Source organism: Pedobacter psychrodurus (assembly GCF_032678585.1).
Classification (GTDB): Bacteria; Bacteroidota; Bacteroidia; order Sphingobacteriales; family Sphingobacteriaceae; genus Pedobacter; species Pedobacter psychrodurus_A.
This window is the reverse complement of the sequence record NZ_JAVTSN010000020.1, coordinates 88,707-107,981: the sequence shown is the minus strand read 5'-3', so window position 1 is coordinate 107,981 and position 19,275 is coordinate 88,707. Positions and strand designations below refer to the sequence as shown.

Annotated in this window: 18 protein-coding genes; 11 read left to right on the top strand and 7 right to left on the bottom strand. The window is 38.2% G+C overall.

Annotation, left to right across the window (positions count from 1 at the left end; genetic code table 11):
• Positions 1-5 precede the first annotated feature (5 nt).
• Positions 6-1,373: a RagB/SusD family nutrient uptake outer membrane protein gene (locus tag R2S57_RS14730; RefSeq protein ID WP_316845716.1), complete on the top strand. Its 1,368-nt coding sequence runs from the start codon at positions 6-8 to the stop codon at positions 1,371-1,373.
• 67 nt (positions 1,374-1,440) lie between these two features.
• Here the strand turns inward: R2S57_RS14730 and acs are convergent, their stop codons facing one another.
• Positions 1,441-3,336, bottom strand: coding sequence for an acetate--CoA ligase (gene acs / locus R2S57_RS14725; RefSeq protein ID WP_316845715.1), 1,896 nt, complete (start codon positions 3,334-3,336; stop codon positions 1,441-1,443).
• A 121-nt stretch (positions 3,337-3,457) separates the two neighbouring features.
• On the opposite strand from acs, the gene R2S57_RS14720 reads away from it, so the two are divergent.
• The 8 genes from R2S57_RS14720 to R2S57_RS14685 all read left to right on the top strand — a co-directional run bounded on the left by R2S57_RS14720 (position 3,458) and on the right by R2S57_RS14685 (position 8,373).
• On the top strand, positions 3,458-3,949 hold the full coding sequence (locus R2S57_RS14720; protein WP_316845714.1) for a hypothetical protein: 492 nt from the start codon (positions 3,458-3,460) through the stop codon (positions 3,947-3,949).
• A gap of 91 nt (positions 3,950-4,040) precedes the next feature.
• The gene (gene rpmB / locus R2S57_RS14715) at positions 4,041-4,274 is read left to right on the top strand and encodes a 50S ribosomal protein L28 (protein ID WP_025145121.1); all 234 of its coding nucleotides are present in this window, start codon (positions 4,041-4,043) and stop codon (positions 4,272-4,274) included.
• A gap of 44 nt (positions 4,275-4,318) precedes the next feature.
• Positions 4,319-4,501: a 50S ribosomal protein L33 gene (rpmG, locus tag R2S57_RS14710; protein ID WP_010599807.1), complete on the top strand. Its 183-nt coding sequence runs from the start codon at positions 4,319-4,321 to the stop codon at positions 4,499-4,501.
• Positions 4,502-4,598: 97 nt separating this feature from the next.
• Entirely contained in the window at positions 4,599-4,754 is a 156-nt protein-coding gene (locus tag R2S57_RS14705) for a DUF4295 domain-containing protein (protein ID WP_010599808.1), read from the top strand.
• An 85-nt stretch (positions 4,755-4,839) separates the two neighbouring features.
• Positions 4,840-5,802 carry a signal recognition particle-docking protein FtsY gene (gene ftsY, locus R2S57_RS14700; RefSeq protein WP_316845713.1) on the top strand — a complete coding sequence of 321 codons (963 nt, stop codon included), beginning with the start codon at positions 4,840-4,842 and terminating at the stop codon, positions 5,800-5,802.
• An 86-nt stretch (positions 5,803-5,888) separates the two neighbouring features.
• On the top strand, positions 5,889-6,338 hold the full coding sequence (locus R2S57_RS14695) for a GxxExxY protein (protein WP_316845712.1): 450 nt from the start codon (positions 5,889-5,891) through the stop codon (positions 6,336-6,338).
• A 7-nt stretch (positions 6,339-6,345) separates the two neighbouring features.
• Positions 6,346-7,677, top strand: a complete 1,332-nt coding sequence (rimO, locus tag R2S57_RS14690; protein WP_316845711.1) for a 30S ribosomal protein S12 methylthiotransferase RimO — start codon at positions 6,346-6,348, stop codon at positions 7,675-7,677.
• A 192-nt stretch (positions 7,678-7,869) separates the two neighbouring features.
• A complete protein-coding gene (locus R2S57_RS14685; protein WP_316845710.1) occupies positions 7,870-8,373 on the top strand; it encodes a hypothetical protein in 504 nt (167 codons plus the stop codon).
• A 61-nt stretch (positions 8,374-8,434) separates the two neighbouring features.
• Here R2S57_RS14685 and R2S57_RS14680 read toward each other — a convergent pair whose 3' ends face one another.
• The 3 genes from R2S57_RS14680 to R2S57_RS14670 form a co-directional block, all read right to left on the bottom strand.
• Positions 8,435-8,779: a hypothetical protein gene (locus R2S57_RS14680; protein ID WP_316845709.1), complete on the bottom strand. Its 345-nt coding sequence runs from the start codon at positions 8,777-8,779 to the stop codon at positions 8,435-8,437.
• A 104-nt stretch (positions 8,780-8,883) separates the two neighbouring features.
• A complete protein-coding gene (locus tag R2S57_RS14675; protein WP_316845708.1) occupies positions 8,884-11,391 on the bottom strand; it encodes a family 16 glycoside hydrolase in 2,508 nt (835 codons plus the stop codon).
• A 34-nt stretch (positions 11,392-11,425) separates the two neighbouring features.
• Positions 11,426-13,471, bottom strand: a complete 2,046-nt coding sequence (locus tag R2S57_RS14670; RefSeq protein ID WP_316845707.1) for a glycoside hydrolase family 127 protein — start codon at positions 13,469-13,471, stop codon at positions 11,426-11,428.
• 162 nt (positions 13,472-13,633) lie between these two features.
• On the opposite strand from R2S57_RS14670, the gene R2S57_RS14665 reads away from it, so the two are divergent.
• Complete coding sequence (locus R2S57_RS14665; protein WP_316845706.1) at positions 13,634-14,503, top strand: AraC family transcriptional regulator; 870 nt, start codon at positions 13,634-13,636, stop codon at positions 14,501-14,503.
• Positions 14,504-14,506: 3 nt separating this feature from the next.
• On the opposite strand, the gene R2S57_RS14660 is transcribed toward R2S57_RS14665, so the two are convergent.
• From R2S57_RS14660 to R2S57_RS14650, 3 genes are all read right to left on the bottom strand, one after another.
• Positions 14,507-15,508 carry an NAD(P)H-dependent glycerol-3-phosphate dehydrogenase gene (locus R2S57_RS14660; RefSeq protein WP_316845705.1) on the bottom strand — a complete coding sequence of 334 codons (1,002 nt, stop codon included), beginning with the start codon at positions 15,506-15,508 and terminating at the stop codon, positions 14,507-14,509.
• Positions 15,509-15,627: 119 nt separating this feature from the next.
• Positions 15,628-16,968 (bottom strand): efflux RND transporter periplasmic adaptor subunit, encoded by a 1,341-nt coding sequence (locus R2S57_RS14655; protein ID WP_316845704.1) that lies wholly within the window; start codon positions 16,966-16,968, stop codon positions 15,628-15,630.
• Between the two features lie 76 nt (positions 16,969-17,044).
• Complete coding sequence (locus R2S57_RS14650; RefSeq protein WP_316845703.1) at positions 17,045-18,538, bottom strand: TolC family protein; 1,494 nt, start codon at positions 18,536-18,538, stop codon at positions 17,045-17,047.
• A 20-nt stretch (positions 18,539-18,558) separates the two neighbouring features.
• Here R2S57_RS14650 and R2S57_RS14645 point away from each other — a divergent pair, with 20 nt between their 5' ends.
• Entirely contained in the window at positions 18,559-19,227 is a 669-nt protein-coding gene (locus R2S57_RS14645; RefSeq protein ID WP_316845702.1) for a polysaccharide deacetylase family protein, read from the top strand.
• Positions 19,228-19,275: the final 48 nt, after the last annotated feature.

The following is a 19,275-nucleotide window of genomic DNA, read 5'->3' as shown; positions in this document are numbered from 1 at the left end:
GACATATGAAAAATTATAAAAATATATTAGCTGCAATTCTTCTTGTTTTAAGCGTATCCAGCTGTAAAAAACAATTAGAAATAGATCCTAAGCAGAATATAGATGCCAGCGTGGCACTAAACACAACAGCAGATGTTCAAAATGCATTAACCGGCGCTTATACCTTTTTGGCTACAGGCGACTTATACGGAACAAATCTTGTCTTTTTACCAGACCTTTATGCAGACAATAATTATTTAAACTGGCGGGGGACTTTTTCTACTTACGATGATATTGCAAACAAAACCATTGTATCGAATAATGGCGATGTAACCCGGACCTGGATAACCGCTTATAGCGCAATTAACACCGCCAACATTGTACTTTCGGCATTAAATGTGGTAAGTGATGCAGATACCAAAAATGTAATAGAAGGCAAAGCTTTATTTATAAGGGGCATTATGCACTTTGAATTGGTGAGGTTATATGCTCTACCTTACGATGCATCTGGCGCCAATATAAATTTAGGTGTACCCATCATTACAAAGGCCGTTAAAACGATAAATGATGTAAACAATTCAGTTGCGAGAAATACGGTGATAGAAGTATATACAGCAGTAGAAAATGACTTGAAATCTGCCATTACTAAATTGGCTTCTGTTGATGATCAATATGCTGCTAAAGCATTTTTAGCAAGGGTATATCTACAGGAGGGTAAATATAATTTAGCAAGGGATATCGCTAACGATATTATCACTAATAGCCCATATACATTGATTACAAATTCGCTTGAAGCACCTTTTAGAACAAAAAATTCAAGTGAGGGAATTTTCGAAATTAGGCAGAATGAACAAAGTAATGCAGGAACATCTAACGACGGCTTAGCCACTTTTTATGCCAGTTACCAAAACAGTACAGGTGGAGATGTAGGAAGAGCAGACGTTCAGGTAAATACAACTTTTTACAATTCGTTCGAAACTGGTGATAAAAGACAAACTGAATTGATTTATGAGGGTACTGGATCAGGAACTGGTTTTTATACTAAAAAATGGTACAGCTTTTATGATAATATTCCTGTTTGTAGAATTACTGAACAATATTTAATTCGGGCCGAGTGTAATTTTAGATTGGGTACAAGCATTGGTGCTAGCCCGGCTAGCGACATCAATACGTTAAGAACCAGGGCTGGATTAGGAGATGTTGTTCCAACACTGGCCATCATTTTAAACGAACGTGAAAAGGAATTAGATTATGAAGGTTTTAGGCTTCATGACTATAAACGTACAAAGCGATCAATCGGAACTCTTGCCTATAACGACCCTAAATTGGTTTTCCCAATTCCAGACCGCGAAATAAATGTGAATAAAGCTTTGAAACAAAATCCAGGTTATTAAAATAATTCAATAAAGAAAATGCCCCCGAAAAATTTCGGGGGCATTGCTTTTATGCTAAAAATTATGATTACAGCTTCTTTGCTGCTTCAATAATTTCCTCTACAACTCCCGGATCCAATAAAGTAGAAGTATCTCCCAGGTTCGCAGTATCTCCTTCGGCAATCTTGCGTAAAATCCTACGCATAATTTTGCCTGAGCGGGTTTTTGGTAAACCAGAAACAAACAATATTTTATCAGGCTTTGCAATGGCGCCAATTACGCGGGTAACCGTTTGTAAAATATCTTTTTTAGATAATTCTGCCTCGCCATGCATTTCAGGATAAATTACAAAAGCATAAATCCCCTGCCCTTTTACATCATGCGGATACCCTACAACTGCACTTTCTACCACGCCCGCATGCATGTTAATGGCATTTTCTACCTCAGCGGTACCAATTCTATGCCCCGAAACATTTAATACATCATCTACCCTGCCAGTTATTCTATAATAACCATCTTCATCACGCAAACAGCCATCACCGGTAAAATATAAATTTTCGTAAGTAGAGAAGTAGGTCTGTTTACAACGCTCATGATCGCCATAAGTAGTACGCAACATGCCTGGCCAAGGGAATTTAATACAAAGGTTTCCCATTACCCCATTTCCTTCAATCTCCTTACCGTTTTCATCAACCAAAATTGGCTGGATGCCCGGTAAAGGCAAAGTAGCGAAGCTAGGTTTGGTTGGTGTTACCGTTGCAATAGGCGAAATCATAATGCCCCCGGTTTCCGTTTGCCACCAGGTATCTACAATAGGCGCCTTGCCATGACCGATTTTTTCATCGAACCAATGCCAGGCCTCTTCATTAATCGGCTCTCCTACAGATCCTAAAACGCGAATGGTGCTTAAATCCTTGCCATTCAAAGGATCCTCACCAAAACTCATCAAAGAGCGGATGGCTGTAGGCGCAGTGTATAAAGTATTTACCTTGTGTTTTTCTACAATATCCCAAAAACGGGATGGTGTTGGGTAAGTGGGTATGCCTTCGAAAAGAACTGACGTTGCACCTTGCGAAAGCGGTCCGTAAACAATGTATGAGTGACCGGTAATCCAGCCGATATCAGCGGTACAGAAATATACTTCACCTGGCTGATAGTTAAATACGTTCGAAAAAGTATAACCTGCATAAACCATATAACCACCACAGGTATGCACCACACCTTTGGGTTTACCAGTAGAGCCTGATGTATAGAGAATAAAGAGCATATCCTCCGCATCCATTTCTTCAGCCTCGCAGATATCGTTAACGTGTTTCACTTCATCTTCCCACCAAACATCCCTTCCTTTCAACATCGAAACAGGTGTACGGATATGGGTGAGTACAATACATTTTTCAACCGTTGGGCAACCGATCAATGCATCATCAATTACATCTTTTAAAGGAATCTGTTTGTTGCCACGGTAAGAACCATCGGCAGTAATCACGACTTTACATTGCGAATCGTTAATGCGGTCGGCGATTGATTTTGCCGAAAATCCACCGAAAATAACCGAATGAACAGCGCCAATTCTGGCGCAGGCCAAAACAGCGATGGCCAGCTCGGGTACCATTGGCATATAAATACAGATGCGATCGCCTTTTTTAGCGCCGTTACGTTTTAATACGTTTGCAAAGCGACAAACACGCTCGTGCAACATTTTATACGTATAAGTAACACTTTCTTCTTCAGGATTATTCGGTTCCCAAATAATGGCGGGTTTATCACCATTGGTAGCGAGATGACGGTCTAAACAATTTTCAGTAATATTAAGTTTAGCCCCCTCGAACCATTTAATATTGGGTTCGTTAAAGTTCCAGGATAAAACTTTGAACCAAGGTTTACGCCATTGAAAGTTTTGCGCTACCTCACCCCAAAACTGCTCCGGGTTTTCGACGCTTTTTTTATAATCTTCTTCGTACTGCTTAAAAGATGTAATTTGCATTGCTCTGTTTTATATTTTGGATTAGTTGCGGCTAATTTAAATAAATAATATCAACGAAAAATAGTCTAATCGTATCAAAATGAATATCAAACGTTTGATCAAAAAAAATTATATTTGATTTATGAAAAATTTAATGTTATCACTCGCCTTAATGTTAGTTGCGTTCAGCAGCAAATCATTCACCACTATCGAATACAAGAACCTATCTTCTATCGATTCCACCCAAACCTATATTATTCTGGGTAAATCACCTGCAATTGAGTCGGTTATAGTCAGAAAAAGCAAAAAAAAAGGAAATATTTTATATGTATCTGTTGGAAATAAAAAACTTAACGCAACAGATAATAATATGACAGGACTTGGTTTACAAGGAAAATCAGAATCAAAGGAAGCCAGAAATGCATCTGGTCCGGTTTTCGACCAGATAGAAGTTTTAAATGGCGGCTATGACGAAATCAAAGTCGACAAAATATCTACAACGCAGAATATCTACACCATTAAAAACATTAATTTCCCTTTAAGGTTAAAAATGCATTCGGGAAAAGATTATGTAGAATTTGAGTTAAAGGATGCAGGCCGTTGGGATGTGAATGTAAATTATAAAAATAATTAGCTCCGCTATTGTCATTTACAATTATTATTCAGATATTTGCACACTCTTAAAAAAATTAAGCGGACGTATTAAACAACTATATTTACAAGTCATGTCAAGAGTTTGTGATTTAACAGGAAAAAAAGCAATGGTAGGTAACAACGTTTCTCACTCGAACGTTAAAACCAAACGCAAATTTTACCCAAACCTACAACTTCAGAAATTTTATATTCCTGAAGAAAACCGTTGGATTACGTTGAAAGTTTCTACTTCAGCGATTAAAACCATCAATAAAGTGGGTATTAGCGAAGCAATTAACCGTTTCGTAAAAAAAGGATTTTTGTAAAAAACATTAACTGTTGAGATTAACAGTTTTCAATTTATATTAAAATGGCAAAAAAAGGTAACAGAGTTCAGGTTATTTTAGAATGTACTGAACATAAAGAAAGTGGCATGCCGGGTATGTCTAGATATATTTCTACCAAAAACCGTAAAAACACTACTGAGAGATTAGAATTGAAAAAATTCAATCCAGTATTGAGAAAAGTAACCGTACATAAAGAAATTAAATAGGTTAAGAATAAAAGACCAAAGCTTAAAGACTAAAGCATTTGCAAGTCTCAAATCTAATGTCTGATATCTCAAATCTAATAATTAAAATTATAAGAACATGGCAAAGAAAGTAGTTGCAACCCTTAAAACAGGTACAGGTAAAGAATATTCGAAAGTAATTACAATGGTAAAATCACCAAAAACTGGTGCTTACTCATTCAAAGAACTTATCGTACACAACGACCACGTAAAAGATGCTATCGCATCTAAATAAGGTTAATATTTTTTAATATTAAAAGATATTAAAGGCCGTTCCGTTTTAACCGGAAGGGCTTTTTTTGTTATATAAAAATTTAGATATGGGTTTATTCGATTTTTTCAAAAAGAAAGAAACTGCACCTGAGGCTCAGGAAGCACTGGATAAAGGTTTAGAGAAAACCAAAGACGGTTTCTTTAATAAAATCACCAAAGCTGTAGCAGGAAAATCTTCCGTTGATGATGAAGTACTCGATAATCTGGAAGAAGTTTTGGTTACTTCTGATGTTGGCGTAAGCACTACGTTAAAAATTATCAAACGTATCGAAGAACGTGTAGCCAAAGACAAATACCTCAATACTTCTGAACTAAATTTTATTCTCCGTGATGAGATCCAGCTGCTTTTGTCAGAGAACAATAGCAACGATTTCCGCCAGTTCGAATACGGCGACCATAAACCATATGTAATTATGGTGGTTGGCGTAAACGGGGTGGGCAAAACCACGACGATCGGAAAGCTGGCACATAAATTAAAAGAATCAGGACTTAAAGTTGTTTTGGGTGCTGCCGATACTTTTAGGGCCGCAGCTGTTGACCAGATTAAACTTTGGGGCGAACGTGTTGGTGTAAGGGTAGTAGCGCAGGCCATGGGTTCTGACCCTGCTTCTGTAGCTTTTGATACTTTACAATCGGCAGTTGCCAATGGCGAAGATGTTGTCATTATCGATACTGCCGGACGTTTACATAACAAAATCGGTTTAATGAACGAGCTGGGCAAAATCAAACAGGTGATGCAAAAGGTTGTACCTAATGCACCGCACGAAATTTTACTGGTATTGGATGCTTCAACCGGACAGAATGCTTTTGAGCAGTGTAAACAGTTTACCGAAGCTACCGATGTAAATGCATTGGCCATTACAAAATTAGATGGAACCGCTAAAGGTGGTGTAGTAATCGGAATTTCAGATCAGTTTAGAATCCCGGTTAAATACATTGGTGTTGGAGAAAAAATTGGCGACTTACAGCTTTTTGACAAAAAAGAGTTTGTGAACAGTTTGTTTAAATAATACTTTGTAGTTGATTCCATAGAGGGCTCGCTTCGTGGTTGATTTCACAGATAATTGGATGACACAGATTTTTATTAATTTCAGTAATGGAAGAGTATGAAAATCATGAACTTACAGGAATTATAATTGGTTGTTGCTGTAATGTCCATACGCAGTTGGGATTAGGCTTTTTAGAGAAAATTTATGTTAATGCGCTAAAAATAAAACTTAGCCAGGCTGGATTAAAATTTGATATTAAGAAGGAGTTTGTGGTAGTATTCGAAGATCAAATGATTGGCAAATTTAGATGTGACCTGGTAGTAGAAGGAAAAGTAATTGTCGAGTTAAAATCGGTGACTGGATATCAGCCTAGAGTATTTCAGAACCAGCTTATCTCTTATTTGAAAGCAAGTAAAATTAAGACAGGATTATTGATTAATTTTGGCAACACTAGCTGTGAGGTCAAAGAATATCTGTATAAATCTTTTAAATATCCACACCAAAATCAGTGGAATCACCAAATCTGTGGAATCAGGCCGCAAGGAAGGTGTAAATAACAATAATATGAATACCAAAATAGCAAGAAGTAAAAGCGCAGTAAAGCAACCAAAAATTAATGTCATTACATTGGGTTGTTCTAAAAACATATACGATTCGGAAGTATTGATGGGGCAGTTACGTGGCAATAATTTAAACGTTGTACACGAATCTGACAAGATGGGCAAAGATGATATCGTTGTGATCAATACATGCGGTTTTATCGACAATGCCAAACAGGAATCAATTGATACCATTCTACAGTTCAGCGAACTGAAAGAAGCCGGTAAAATTGGCAAAGTAGTGGTTACGGGTTGTTTATCTGAACGTTACAAACCCGAACTGGAATCAGAAATTACAAACGTTGATGCTTTTTTCGGCACGAACGATCTACAGAATATATTACATGAACTGGGTGCGAATTACAAACACGAACTGATTGGTGAGCGTTTATTGACCACGCCTTCTCACTTTGCTTATTTTAAAATTGCTGAGGGCTGTAACCGCCCCTGCTCTTTCTGCGCCATTCCATTAATGCGTGGCAAACACTTAAGCAAGCCAATGGAAGAATTGGTTAACGAGGCTAAAATATTGGCCAAAAATGGCACAAAAGAACTGATCTTAATCGCTCAGGATCTTACTTATTATGGTTTAGATCTTTATGGTGTGCGTAAATTAGATGAATTGATGCGTCGTATTTCAGATGTTCCTGGTATCGAATGGATCCGTTTGCAATACGCCTACCCTTCTGGTTTTCCAATGGAAATTTTAGATGCCATGAACGAGCGCGATAACATCTGCAAATATCTGGACATGCCATTACAGCACATTACAGATAACATGCTAAAATCAATGCGCCGTGGTACAACCAAACAAAAAACTATTGATCTGGTTAACCAAATCAGGGATAAAGTACCTAACATTGCCATGCGCACCACATTAATCTGCGGTTACCCAGGCGAAACAGAACATGACTTTGGAGAAATGAAAGAATGGGTTGCCGAAACAAAATTCGACCGTTTAGGCTGCTTTACCTACTCACATGAAGAAAAAACACATGCCCATACGCTAGTTGATGATATTCCTGATGAAGTAAAACAACAACGTGTAGATGATATCATGGAAATTCAACAAGGTATTTCCTTAGATATCAACCAGGAAAAAGTGGGTAAAACCTTTAAAGTGTTGGTGGATAAAAAAGAAGGCGATTTCTTTGTAGGCAGAACCGAATTTGATTCGCCAGAAGTTGATAACGAAGTTTTAATTGATGCAGCCACAGGTTATGCTGCTAACGGAAGTTTTGTGAACGTGAAAATTGACCGGGCTGAAGATTTCGATCTGTACGGAACGATAGTTTAAAAAATCTATAAATAATATTAAAGCCCGGAAACATCGTTTTCGGGCTTTTATGTTTGCGGTCTGCCAGGATTTAAGTTATTTTAACTGTAGCGAATGCCATACCTTATTCGTTTAAGCTAAAAACCAGATATAAAGCGGTTATAATTAATCATTTATAATCGCTTCATCGTCTCTAAAATAAACATTATTCAGATGAAAAAAATTCTAATTGTGCTTATGGTGATTTTTATCGCCAACTTAGGTTGCAAAAAAGCAGGTGTTGGCGGTGGCGGTTTATGCGCCTGCTCACCAATTACAAATAATCCATTAATTTTAGTAATTAAAAATAGTACCGACGTTGATTTACTGAATCCGAAAACGACGGGCTATTTCGATAAAAACCAGATTCAGCTGTATTCGAAGGATAACAATAACGCAATTAAACAGATCAATTTTGATATCCGTCAACCCTTTAATTATAACAATACCCAGAAAATAGATTATTATCAGCTTACATCCGGAGAAATAACTTATCTAGCTACAAGTATGGAGCATACTTTTTATCTTAAACTTGGTGATAGCAAACCTTACGAACTTAATTTAAAGGTAAATAATAATCTTGTAGAGAAATTATTGATCGATAAAACTGAGGCGCCTAGAGAAATTCAGCAAGTAACCAATTCGTATATAGATAGTATTTACAGGTTAAAGCTTTAGGCCATCTTATCGCTTATCTATTCAATAAAAAAACCCGATGAACATCATCGGGTTTTTTATATTATTTTTTAGGGTCAGGTCTGTTTTTAATCTGACTAGGTTTTAACCAGATTTTAGCACCTTTTGAGTTTACATAATATTTTTCATTTTTTGAATTAATGTAAACATCAGTTCCATCTGGTGCCATTTTACCTTTCCAGGTTTTATCTGCTACTTTCGAACCACCTTTTACAGCTACTTCGGCGGTTTTATTACCGACAGATTTAGCACCTTTACCAATCGCTTTTCCTGTATGATCTAATGCTTTACCCACCTCAGTTTTTTTCTTCTCTTGAGCATTTACATTTAAGGCTACACCGCCAAATAGGGCAAGCGTTAATAAACCCATTACTAATTTCTTTTTCATGACAGCTATATTTTTATTTAAACTATAACAGCCAGCCAAGCAATTTGTTTTTAATTCGATATACATAAATCCCAATATTTCTTTCTTACAGTTATCGGCATGATTTAATCTTTTGAGAAATGCAATATGGTATACGAAAAAGGCAGGAATTTATAACTAGGGCTATTGGCTGGCAATGCTATTTTCGAATATTGGGTTACATATTCTTTTTGATTTTTCACCGTATTATATGCATTCGGGTTTCCTGATAATGTTGAAACCGCGACTTTATTATTTCTATTTTCAAAACCTGTAAATTCAAGATTGACATCTATCGCATCTGCCGTAGTATTCACTACATACAACATCAATGTTTTTCCATTTTCGCTTTTTGCAGCGCTTACATCTAGCGTTCCATTAACCGATGTATTGATCCGTAAGGGCAAATGACTTTCTGCCTGCATTTTTTGGGCATAATACGGTGGCATGCCCCAAACCTGATCTGATGTAAAAAAAATCTGCCCCTGATCCCAATCATTATCGTTTTGCCGGTCGGGCTGTAAGGCATTTGCCGGACTCGAGGTTAATACATCTTCGCTATGTTTCCTGATCGCATTCATATTTGTAGCATGTCCGAGGGCGCGCCCGATACCGTGTTTGCTTCCATTCTCTTCAAAAACGGCAATTTTCATTTTGGTATCAGGATCCCATTTCCTAAAACTGGCCAACATTTTTGTCAATTGTTTATCGGTTTCCGAGCCTGCTGAAGGATCGTCGCCGCCAACATGAAGATCCCAATAATCAGCCTTTCCGTTTAATTCCTTAAAAACATATTCCATATTTGGCGAATCGGGGCGCCACCAGGCGGCACTTACAAATTTCAGCGAAGCATCCTTCTGGAGCATTACATTAGATAATACCTTAAAGCGCTGAACATATTCTTCGTAAGCAGATTTGCTATCGCCATTAAATATCACCTCTTCGTTGCCAATCTCGATGTATTTAACGCCATAAGGTTTAGGATGCCCATTGCTGGCCCGCTTCGCGCCCCATAGGGTTTGCACATCGCCATTTAGATATTCTACCATATCGGCCATATCTTCTGGTGTTTCATAAATATTAACCGCAAAGCAAGGTGTTATTTTCGTCTGCTCACAGAATTTGAGAAATTCTTCTATTCCAAATCCACTTGAGGTATACCAGTTCCAATGACCGCGATAGGGTGCCCTTTTATCAGGATCACCAATCATATTCTTGAACTTATAGTCTGGCGCATTTACCATTGTTCCGGCATAACGCAAAAAAGTTAGGCCTTGCGAAACCAGCATTTTCCCGATGTCGGCCCGTATAGGCAATCCATTAAACTGTTCTGCTCCAGTACCCATTAATACCACCTGATCGATCCACAATTTCCCTTTAGCACTGAGATAAATGGCTAAGCGGGCATGCGCATCTGTTGTACTTGCTTTAAGATTGAATGTGAATTTCTTCCAGTCTTTACCAACACCGTTAAGCTTATGCTGGGCATAGGTTTTGCTTCCAGCGCTATTTTCTAATGCTATGGTAACTGGTCCTTCAGTAGCTCCTTTAAGATATACTCTTCCCTGAAATAACTGATTCTGTTTTACGGCAATGCCCCAGCGGTTTAAACTTCGGTTGGCTATACCAACTTTGCCGATCCCACTGATAAAATTGATGACCTGCGATTTTTTGCCATTGTAAGCCGCAGTGCTATCGAGCTTAAAACTGGCCTTAGCATTTTTGCTATTAATCAGATCCCAGTTATAGCTAATTTCCTCGGCTGTTTGGTTAACCAGTTTTAGCCGCGCGCTTTTATCTTGATCTGATAGATCGATATTTCTGAATTCCATATCCGATTTCCAGGTGCGCAAGCCAATCATCCCCGACAGGATAGGCTTATCTTCATCGATAAATGAAAGCACCCTTTTTCCATTTAGCGAAACATCGATCTGTTTCCCCATTAAAAGCACCTGTACCTGGTTCCAATCCTGTGGCGAGAAACTAACCTCGGTTTCTTTTAATAAAGTAAAGTTTTGCTGGTGTTTACCGAGTGTTATTTTTTTACCATCCGCAGCCAAACTCACTTCATAACCATCAAAGGCATCATCTCCAACCCCTTCGTTCGAAACACGAAAAATTAATCCACCAGCATCACCTTTATTGCGAAACCTGATTTCTGCCGATATCGTGCCATTAAAAATGCTTTTAGCCTCATAGATAAGCTTTGCACTATGATCGGGTTCAACGCCAATATGGTGCACGCCATTCATCATTACGATACTTTGTGTATGCCTACCCGGCGATATATTAACGATACCATCTTTCCCCGTCCAAAAACCGGAATACTTGCGCCACTGATTAAAGTTTATACCTGTGTTTGGTTCTTCAAAACTTTCGCCAAAAATGCGTTGGTTGTAGAAACCCCCATAAATCTCATGGTTTACATCTTCGATATTTGAACCGTAAATAAGCGGACTAATTTTATTTTCCACCTTATCGGCATTGATCCTGATCGTGGCATTTTGCGAAAATAATTTTGCCGGGGCCCAAAATCCCAATACTGCAATTGCAAAAACGGTTTTTAGTACCGCATGACTATTAAATTTATTCATTATAAATTTTTGTTGTGAAGGTTGTAGTAGCGGATTATTTGGCTATCCAAACTTTATAGGGATAAACTCCCCGGTTACCAATGGCATAAAATGGGATAGCGGTAAAATTTACTTCTTTACGATTATCGGTCATCTTACCAGAGATTACATTTACCCCATTGGCAATATCAGATTTATATTGAGCCATTAATTTTGGATCACCCGTTAAATGAATGGCATCGATTCCGGCATTGTCTACACCTTCTAAGGCATAAACTATGGGGCCAGCTGCAATTGCTGTTTTCCCATTAATAGTTTTTACCAGATCATTGGGCACCACCAATCTTGGCTCCACAGGAAGATTAAGTTCGATAATATCGCCTTTTTTCCATTTGCGGTTTATGGATATGTAACCATTCACAGGTTTTACTTCAACCGCATGACCATTAACTTTCAAACTTACCTGTTCCTTAACATGCGAATGGTATAAATCAAATGGATTTTCATTGCCCATTGCCCAGCCCGGAATTCTCACTGCAATATTAAACGCTGTAGACTTCGCTGGATCAATATTTATTTTTATTCCACCTTTCCAGGGATATGCGGTAACTTGTTTAATTACCACATCTGTATTTTTCAGATTTACTTTTGCATCGCTACCGACAAATAGATTTACAAAGATTGTACTTTCATCTTGCCCATAGATGTATTTTGGCAACGCTCCAATCATTTTAAGGAACATTGGTGGGCAGCAAGGGCAGCCATGCCAGTTCCAGCGTTTTCGATCTTTAGAAATCAAAGGATTTTCATAGTGGTAATGCTGGCCATCGGCAGCAACACTCGATAGCATATTGTTATAAATTACGCGTTCAAATTCATCCATATATTTACCATCGGCGAATACAGCATTCATTTGCTGGCTAAAAAAAGCAGAGCCGATAGAAGCGCAGGTTTCGAGGTAGGCCGATTCGGGCAGAAAATAATCTGCTCCAAATTTCTCATCATCGGCAATCGCGCCTTCACCTCCGGTAATGAACATACGTTTACTGATCATATTGTCCCAATAGTGATTGGCAGTATTTAAATATCTTTGATCGTTTTTATATCCCCCAACTTCTGCAATTGCCGTTCCCAGCAACGTTGCGCGTACCGCATGCCCTTCAATTGTTTTCTGTTCAAAAACCGGGATATGGTCTTGATTGTAGCTGCCAAAACTTTGCCTTTTACGGCTTCCGTCAGCATCGGCAAAAACGCCGCGTTTTTCAATCCAATATTTTACAATGGCATCATAGTCGTCTTCCTTTATCGGAATACCCAATTTCTTTTTTAGTTTAGGCTGTGTTTTAAACAATACATAAAGTTTAAAAAATGCTTCTTCAGGTCCGGCGTGTGCCGGTATCACGTTAAGTTTAGGTGCATCACCCATCACTTTGGTTACATAATTTGCCATTTTTACCGCAACTCCTAAAAGTTTTGTTTTTCCGGTAGCATTATAATAGTGGATGCCCGCCTCAACCAACATTCCGGCATTGTATACGTCGTGTTGCCACCGGTCATCTCCGCCGTTTAATCCCCAACGCTGTGTTGGCCTGTTTAGCGTAGTATAGGTATTGATATATCCTTCAGGATCGGCATTTTGAGCCGCCGCAATGCGGTCGATATAGGCATCCATCTTTTTTTCGAGTGTAGCATCAGGATAAGAAACCAATAAATCGGCCCCGCCCCTAAGGGTTTCATACACCAGACCATCGTACCATGGCGGACCATCACTCGACCCAATTGCTTTTTTTCCCTGGGCAACAAGATCAAAATTTAAAAAAGCATTGCGGGTTCTGCCACGCTCGGCCTTTTCTTTGATCATATCATCCAGATCTGGCTCATATTTCCCCTCTAACTTATCCAAAACATCATAAATCGTTTTACTATGCCAAACCTTTAATTTAGGCGACCAAAAGCCATCGTTTATTTTTACGGCACTTAATGGAACAGGTTTGATTTGCCGGGTATTTATAACCTCTTTATTCTGTGCAAAACACAATAGTCCGGTAAAAACCAGTGCAGGGGTGAAAAGTCTTGTTATAATTCGGGTATGGATGCGCATCGTTTATTTTGTGGTTTATCAAATATTAGTAATTTAGTCAAAAATACAGGCCATTATCGTAAAATAATTGCGCGCATTTGATCTATTTTGATACTAAATTGATTTTATCAGAGATATGAAGCTTTATTTACGCAACAAGACTATGGATACGATATACAACAAATGAAATTATTTACCGAAACGATTATTACGGGCGATAAACTCTTTGTATTAAAGGAAGAAACCTTTCCATACAATGATTTTCCGCTACACATCCATCCCGAATACGAATTGATACTGGTTTTAAAAAGCAGTGGTAAAAGATATGTTGGCGATAATATAAATACATTTTCATCCGGAGATCTTTGCCTCTTCGGACCTCATTTACCGCATACTTTTTACAATAAACACCTGCCCGACAACAGAGACGTGCATCAGGTAGTGATTCAGTTCAATGAGGATATGTTTGGCGCAGGATTTTTCGACAAACCCCAGTTTAGTGCGATTAAAGGACTTTTTGAGCGTTCGTTACACGGTATCTGTTTCAAGGGAACTGTTCGCGATAAAGCTACCCAGAAGATCAAAGAGATGTTGACTGCCGATGAAGCAGAATCTGCGTCAAATCTGATATCTATTCTGAATATGCTTGGCAGATCCAGTGAGTACGAACTGCTTTCTCATTATGATTATAAATCGCATGCCATCCATCGTGATACGGAAAGGATGAGCAGGGTTTATCACTATCTGCTTGATAACTTTAAGCGGGATATCCCACTTGGCGAAATTGCGTCAATTGCGAATCTTTCGGAAGAGGCCTTTTGCCGTTACTTTAAAAAGCATACCCGAAAAACACATTCTGAATTTATGAATGAGCTGCGGATCAGTTATGCCTGTAGATTATTGCAGCAGAAACACCTCAGCATCCTCGATGTTTGCTTTGAAAGCGGTTATAAAAACATCTCTTATTTTAACCGTCAGTTTAAGTTACAAATGGAAACTTCACCCCTCCAATATCAAAAAAGAAAGTTTCCTGACGAAATTAGTACACGTTAAAAATCAATTCAGCCTTTCTGCGAGTAATTTCATTTCGATGTGCGGTGAACGGTTTTCGTAAAGGATACCATAAACAGCCTTACAAATTGGCATATCGACGTTGCATGCCTGGTTTTTGATATGCATACATTTTACTGCATAATAACCTTCGGCAATCATGTTCATTTCCAATTGGGCCGATTTTACCGTGTATCCCTTTCCTACCATGTTGCCAAAAGTACGGTTGCGGCTAAACTGTGAATAAGCCGTTACCAATAAATCGCCGAGGTATGCTGATTCTTTAATATCGCGGTTAATGGGGTGTACCGCATCAACAAAACGTTTAATTTCACGGATGGCGTTACTGATCAATACGGCCTGAAAGTTATCACCATAACCTATTCCATGGCAAATGCCGCTGGCTACAGCATAGATGTTTTTTAAAACCGCAGCGTATTCTGTACCGAAAATATCGTCGGATACATTTGTTTTAATATAACGCGTATTCAAAAAAGAAGCGAATGTGCTGGCTTGTGCCACATCGGTGCAGGCAATGGTTAAGTACGACAGTTTTTCTAAAGCCACTTCTTCAGCATGGCATGGTCCACTTACCACTAAAATATCATGGTATGGGATGCCATAATTTTCGTGCATAAATTCGCCAATAATCAGGTTATCTTCGGGAACAATCCCTTTTATCGCAGAAACAATTTTTTTACCTTTTAAATCGTCTGCATTTACAGAAGATAAAGTGCTTTTTAAAAATGCCGCCGGAACATTCAGAATGACGAAATCAGCAGATTTGATGATGAAATTAATGTCTGAAGAGATATGATCTTCCTGGCTGAGCTTAATCTCAACAGAACTGATATAATTGGGGTTATGTTTAAATTTTTTAATATGTTCTATCGCTGCCTCATTGCGCATCCACCAAAAAATTTCCTTTTCAGCTAAATTATCTGCAAGCATTTTTACAATGGCAGTCGCCCAGCTCCCGCCCCCTATCATTGCTATTTTAGGTACCATGATTATAAAAAAGGTTTAAGGTAAAAGGTGTAAGGTTTAGGGTTCAGACCATTTGCCTTAAACCCTAAACCTTACACCTTAAACAACGCAAGTTACTATTTCTTGCGGGTAATTATAAACTACTTCTTGCCGTCTTTGCTAAACAATTGGTCTTTAGATGTTTTTTCTACCAGCATTCCGTCTTTTAATTTGTTTTGGATCGCAGAATATGGACCGGTTACGATTTCTTCGCCTGCTTTCACACCAGATTTCACAATAATGAACTGGTCATTCTGGATACCTGTGGTTACCTCTGTCTTTTTAACTTTTTTGGTTTTAGCATCGTAAGCATAAATATATTGTTTCACCTTTTTATCGGTCAATTTGGACTTCTGCTTGTCGGTATTTTCCTGGTTACCCTGGTTTTGACCTGCATCAGCAGATTTCGCGTTATCGGTAAATACGGCCTGTATTGGAATAGCCAAACCTGTTAACGATTCGCTTTCAATATCAACTGTTGCAGACATCCCCGGGCGGAAAATAGATTGTTGTTTACCTGCCAGTTCTTCCGTAATTCTGATTTTTACTGAGAAATTGGTTACCTGATCTACGGAAGTTGACACTGCAGTACCTACAGCAGTTGATGAACTTGCAATTTCAGTTACTACCCCTCTAAATTTTTTGTCAGAGAAAGCATCAACCTCAATCGAAGCTTTATCGCCTACTTTAACACGGGTAATATCGTTTTCGTTCACATCAACGTTAACCTCCATTGATGATAGGTTAGAAATACGCATAATCTCTGTACCCGCCATTTGCGACGTTCCTAAAATACGGTCTCCCAATTCGATTGATAATTTTGAAACCACACCATCAACTGGCGCATAAATGGTTGTTTTAGCTAAATTTGCTCCAGCTTCTTTAACGTTTGCACCAGTTTGGTCTAAGGTAAATTTTGCACCGGTTACATTTTCTTTTGCACTGGCCAAATTAGCTTTTGCAGTTAAAAATGCCGCTTTAGCCGCATCAAATTCTGATGCAGAAATTACTTTTTTATTAAACAGTTCTACATTACGTTTGTAGGTTGCATCTGCATTTACAAAGTTCGCCTGGTTTTGTATCAATTGTTGTTGCGCAGCAGCTACACTCGCTTTTTGGGCATTAAAACTAGCCACTGTTCTTTCGTAACCCGATTGTAAAACATCCGGACGTACTTTACAAAGCAATTGACCAGCCTTAACAATGTCACCTTCCTTTACCTTTAATTCTACTACCTCTCCCGATACCTCAGAACTTAATTTCACCTCGGTTTCTGGTTGGATTTTACCACTCGCGGTTACTGTTTCTACAACAGTTTTATCTGATGCTTTTTCTGTAGTTACTTTTTCGGTTTTATCACCACCAATCACTCCAGTTAGCTTAAGTATAACTAGCAGAGCCACGATAGCAACTACGGTAATAATAATATGCTTCAGTTTCATAATTTATTGTATTTCGTTTGTTTGTATTAAGGTTGTAATGTTTAAAAGTTAAGCCCTATTCCTCAAGTTTTTAGTCCTAAAAAGTAATCTGTTTGCCTAAATAATAATCGATCACTTTTGCTCTGAACAAAAGATCGTATTTAGCTTGAATAAAATCTATTTCTGCTTTATTTCTATTGGTTTGTGCAGTGCTATAATCCAATGAATTAACCAGGCCTACATTATAGCGTTGCTCAATTACATAAAAAGCATCTTTTTGAGCCTGAAAAGCATTCTGTGTTGATGAATAGCGGCTTTCGGCTGCTTTTAAATCGTAAACAGCTTGTGAGATCACTTTACTTAAATTATTCTTGGTCAATTGTTCTTGCACCTGGGTATTTTGATAGTTGATTTTTGCTTTTCTAACATTAGTTCTGGCTTGAAAACCATTAAAAATCGGAATAGAAAGATTTAGACCAACGTATTGGTTAAAGTTATCTTCTATCTGCGAACCAAAGGCCTGTTTACCCAATACGGTTACAAAATCAGGAGCCACTACAGATTCATTCGTACCTAAAGTCCGTCCTATTTCTGAAAAACCATTAGGAGTAATAGAAAGCACCTTACTTCTACCGCTCGAAAAATTTGATCCCAAACCCGCACCGAATGAAAGTCGTGGATAATAAGATGATTTTGCAACACTAATACCCCTCAATGCGGCTTCTGTTCTTAATGATGCCATCTTAATATCCGGGAAAGTAGTTACCGCACTGGTAAAAATGGTATTAATATCGTAACTGTTCTGTAAAGAATAGTTTTCGGCAATGGCTGGAGCTTTTACTTCAAATCTATTTTCTGGTTGCATTTCCATTAATTGATTTAAAGTTAAATAAGACACCGACAATGTATTTTGAGCGTTTGTTGTATTCAGTTCGGCAGTTGCCACCTGCGATTTGGCCTGAGAAATATCGGCAAGGGTTTTATTACCCGCATCCAATAAAGCCTGCTCTCTTTTTAAGGTCTGTTTAGCAACCTCTAATTGTTGCTGCGACGCAGCCAATAAATCTTTATTGTATAAAATCTGCATGTACGAGGTTACCACCTGCAGAATCAGATCATTTTTGATTTTATCTACATTGGTTTGATCGGCAGCAAGCAAAAGTTTGTTCTGTCTGATCTGATTTATTTTCTGAAAACCCTGAAAAAGATCGGCACTTGCACTTAAGCTACCATTTGCCGATGAAAACTGCTGTGAAATAAACTGATTGGTTGATGGATCGATACTACGTCCAAAGTTTTTATTATAACTTGCTGATCCGTTAAGCGTTGGTAAAAGCGCGTTTTTCGATTGACTGAGCGTTTCATTACTTAAAGCAGCACTAAAAGCCGCCTGTTTGATCTGTAAATTATTTCTAAGGGTATTATCTACTGCTTGCTGGATAGTTAAAACCTCCTGGGCATTAACATTACTAACAAAACCGAGCGCAACAGCAAAAGCAAAACCGGTAATTAACTTCTTCTTGGTAAACATCTTCATAATTTGTTTCAAATCTATATAAACAACTTTAATAATTTCAATCTGTACAGGCATTTAGTAACTTTGTTGCTAAAATGTACCTGATCAAATCACCGCTTCTGCTAAAATGGTATTATCCATCGCTATTATGGAATAAATCCCGCACCGAAAAAGTTATTTATTTGACCTTTGACGATGGACCCATACCCAATGTTACAGATTTTGTATTAAAAACTTTGAAAGCTTTCAATGCTAAAGCTACATTTTTTTGCATTGGCGATAATATTGTAAAACACCCCGATGTTTTTGAACGTGTAAAAACCGCCGGACATGCCATTGGCAACCATACTTTTAACCATTTAAAAGGCTGGAAAACCGATGATGAAACCTATCTCGAAAATACACTAAAATGCCAGGAACTCACACAATCTAATCTCTTTCGCCCTCCTTACGGAAGGATTAAAAAGAGCCAGATCAAAAGTTTGGAGTCGTTAGTTTGGAGTTCGGAGTCTAAAGCGCCAAACAACTCCCAACTCCCAGCTCCCAGCTCCCAGCTCAACATCGTGATGTGGGATGTACTCAGTGGCGATTTCGACATCAAACTCTCACCCGAAAAATGCTATCAGAACGTGATCAAACACAGCGAAAATGGTTCTATCATTGTTTTTCACGATAGTTTAAAAGCATTTGATCGTTTATCCTACACACTGCCTAAAGCATTAGCGTATTTTGCTGAAAAGGGTTTCACTTTTTCAACACTTTAGTCTTAAGCCAATCTTATGCCAAGGCTATATACAGCATTCAATAATTTG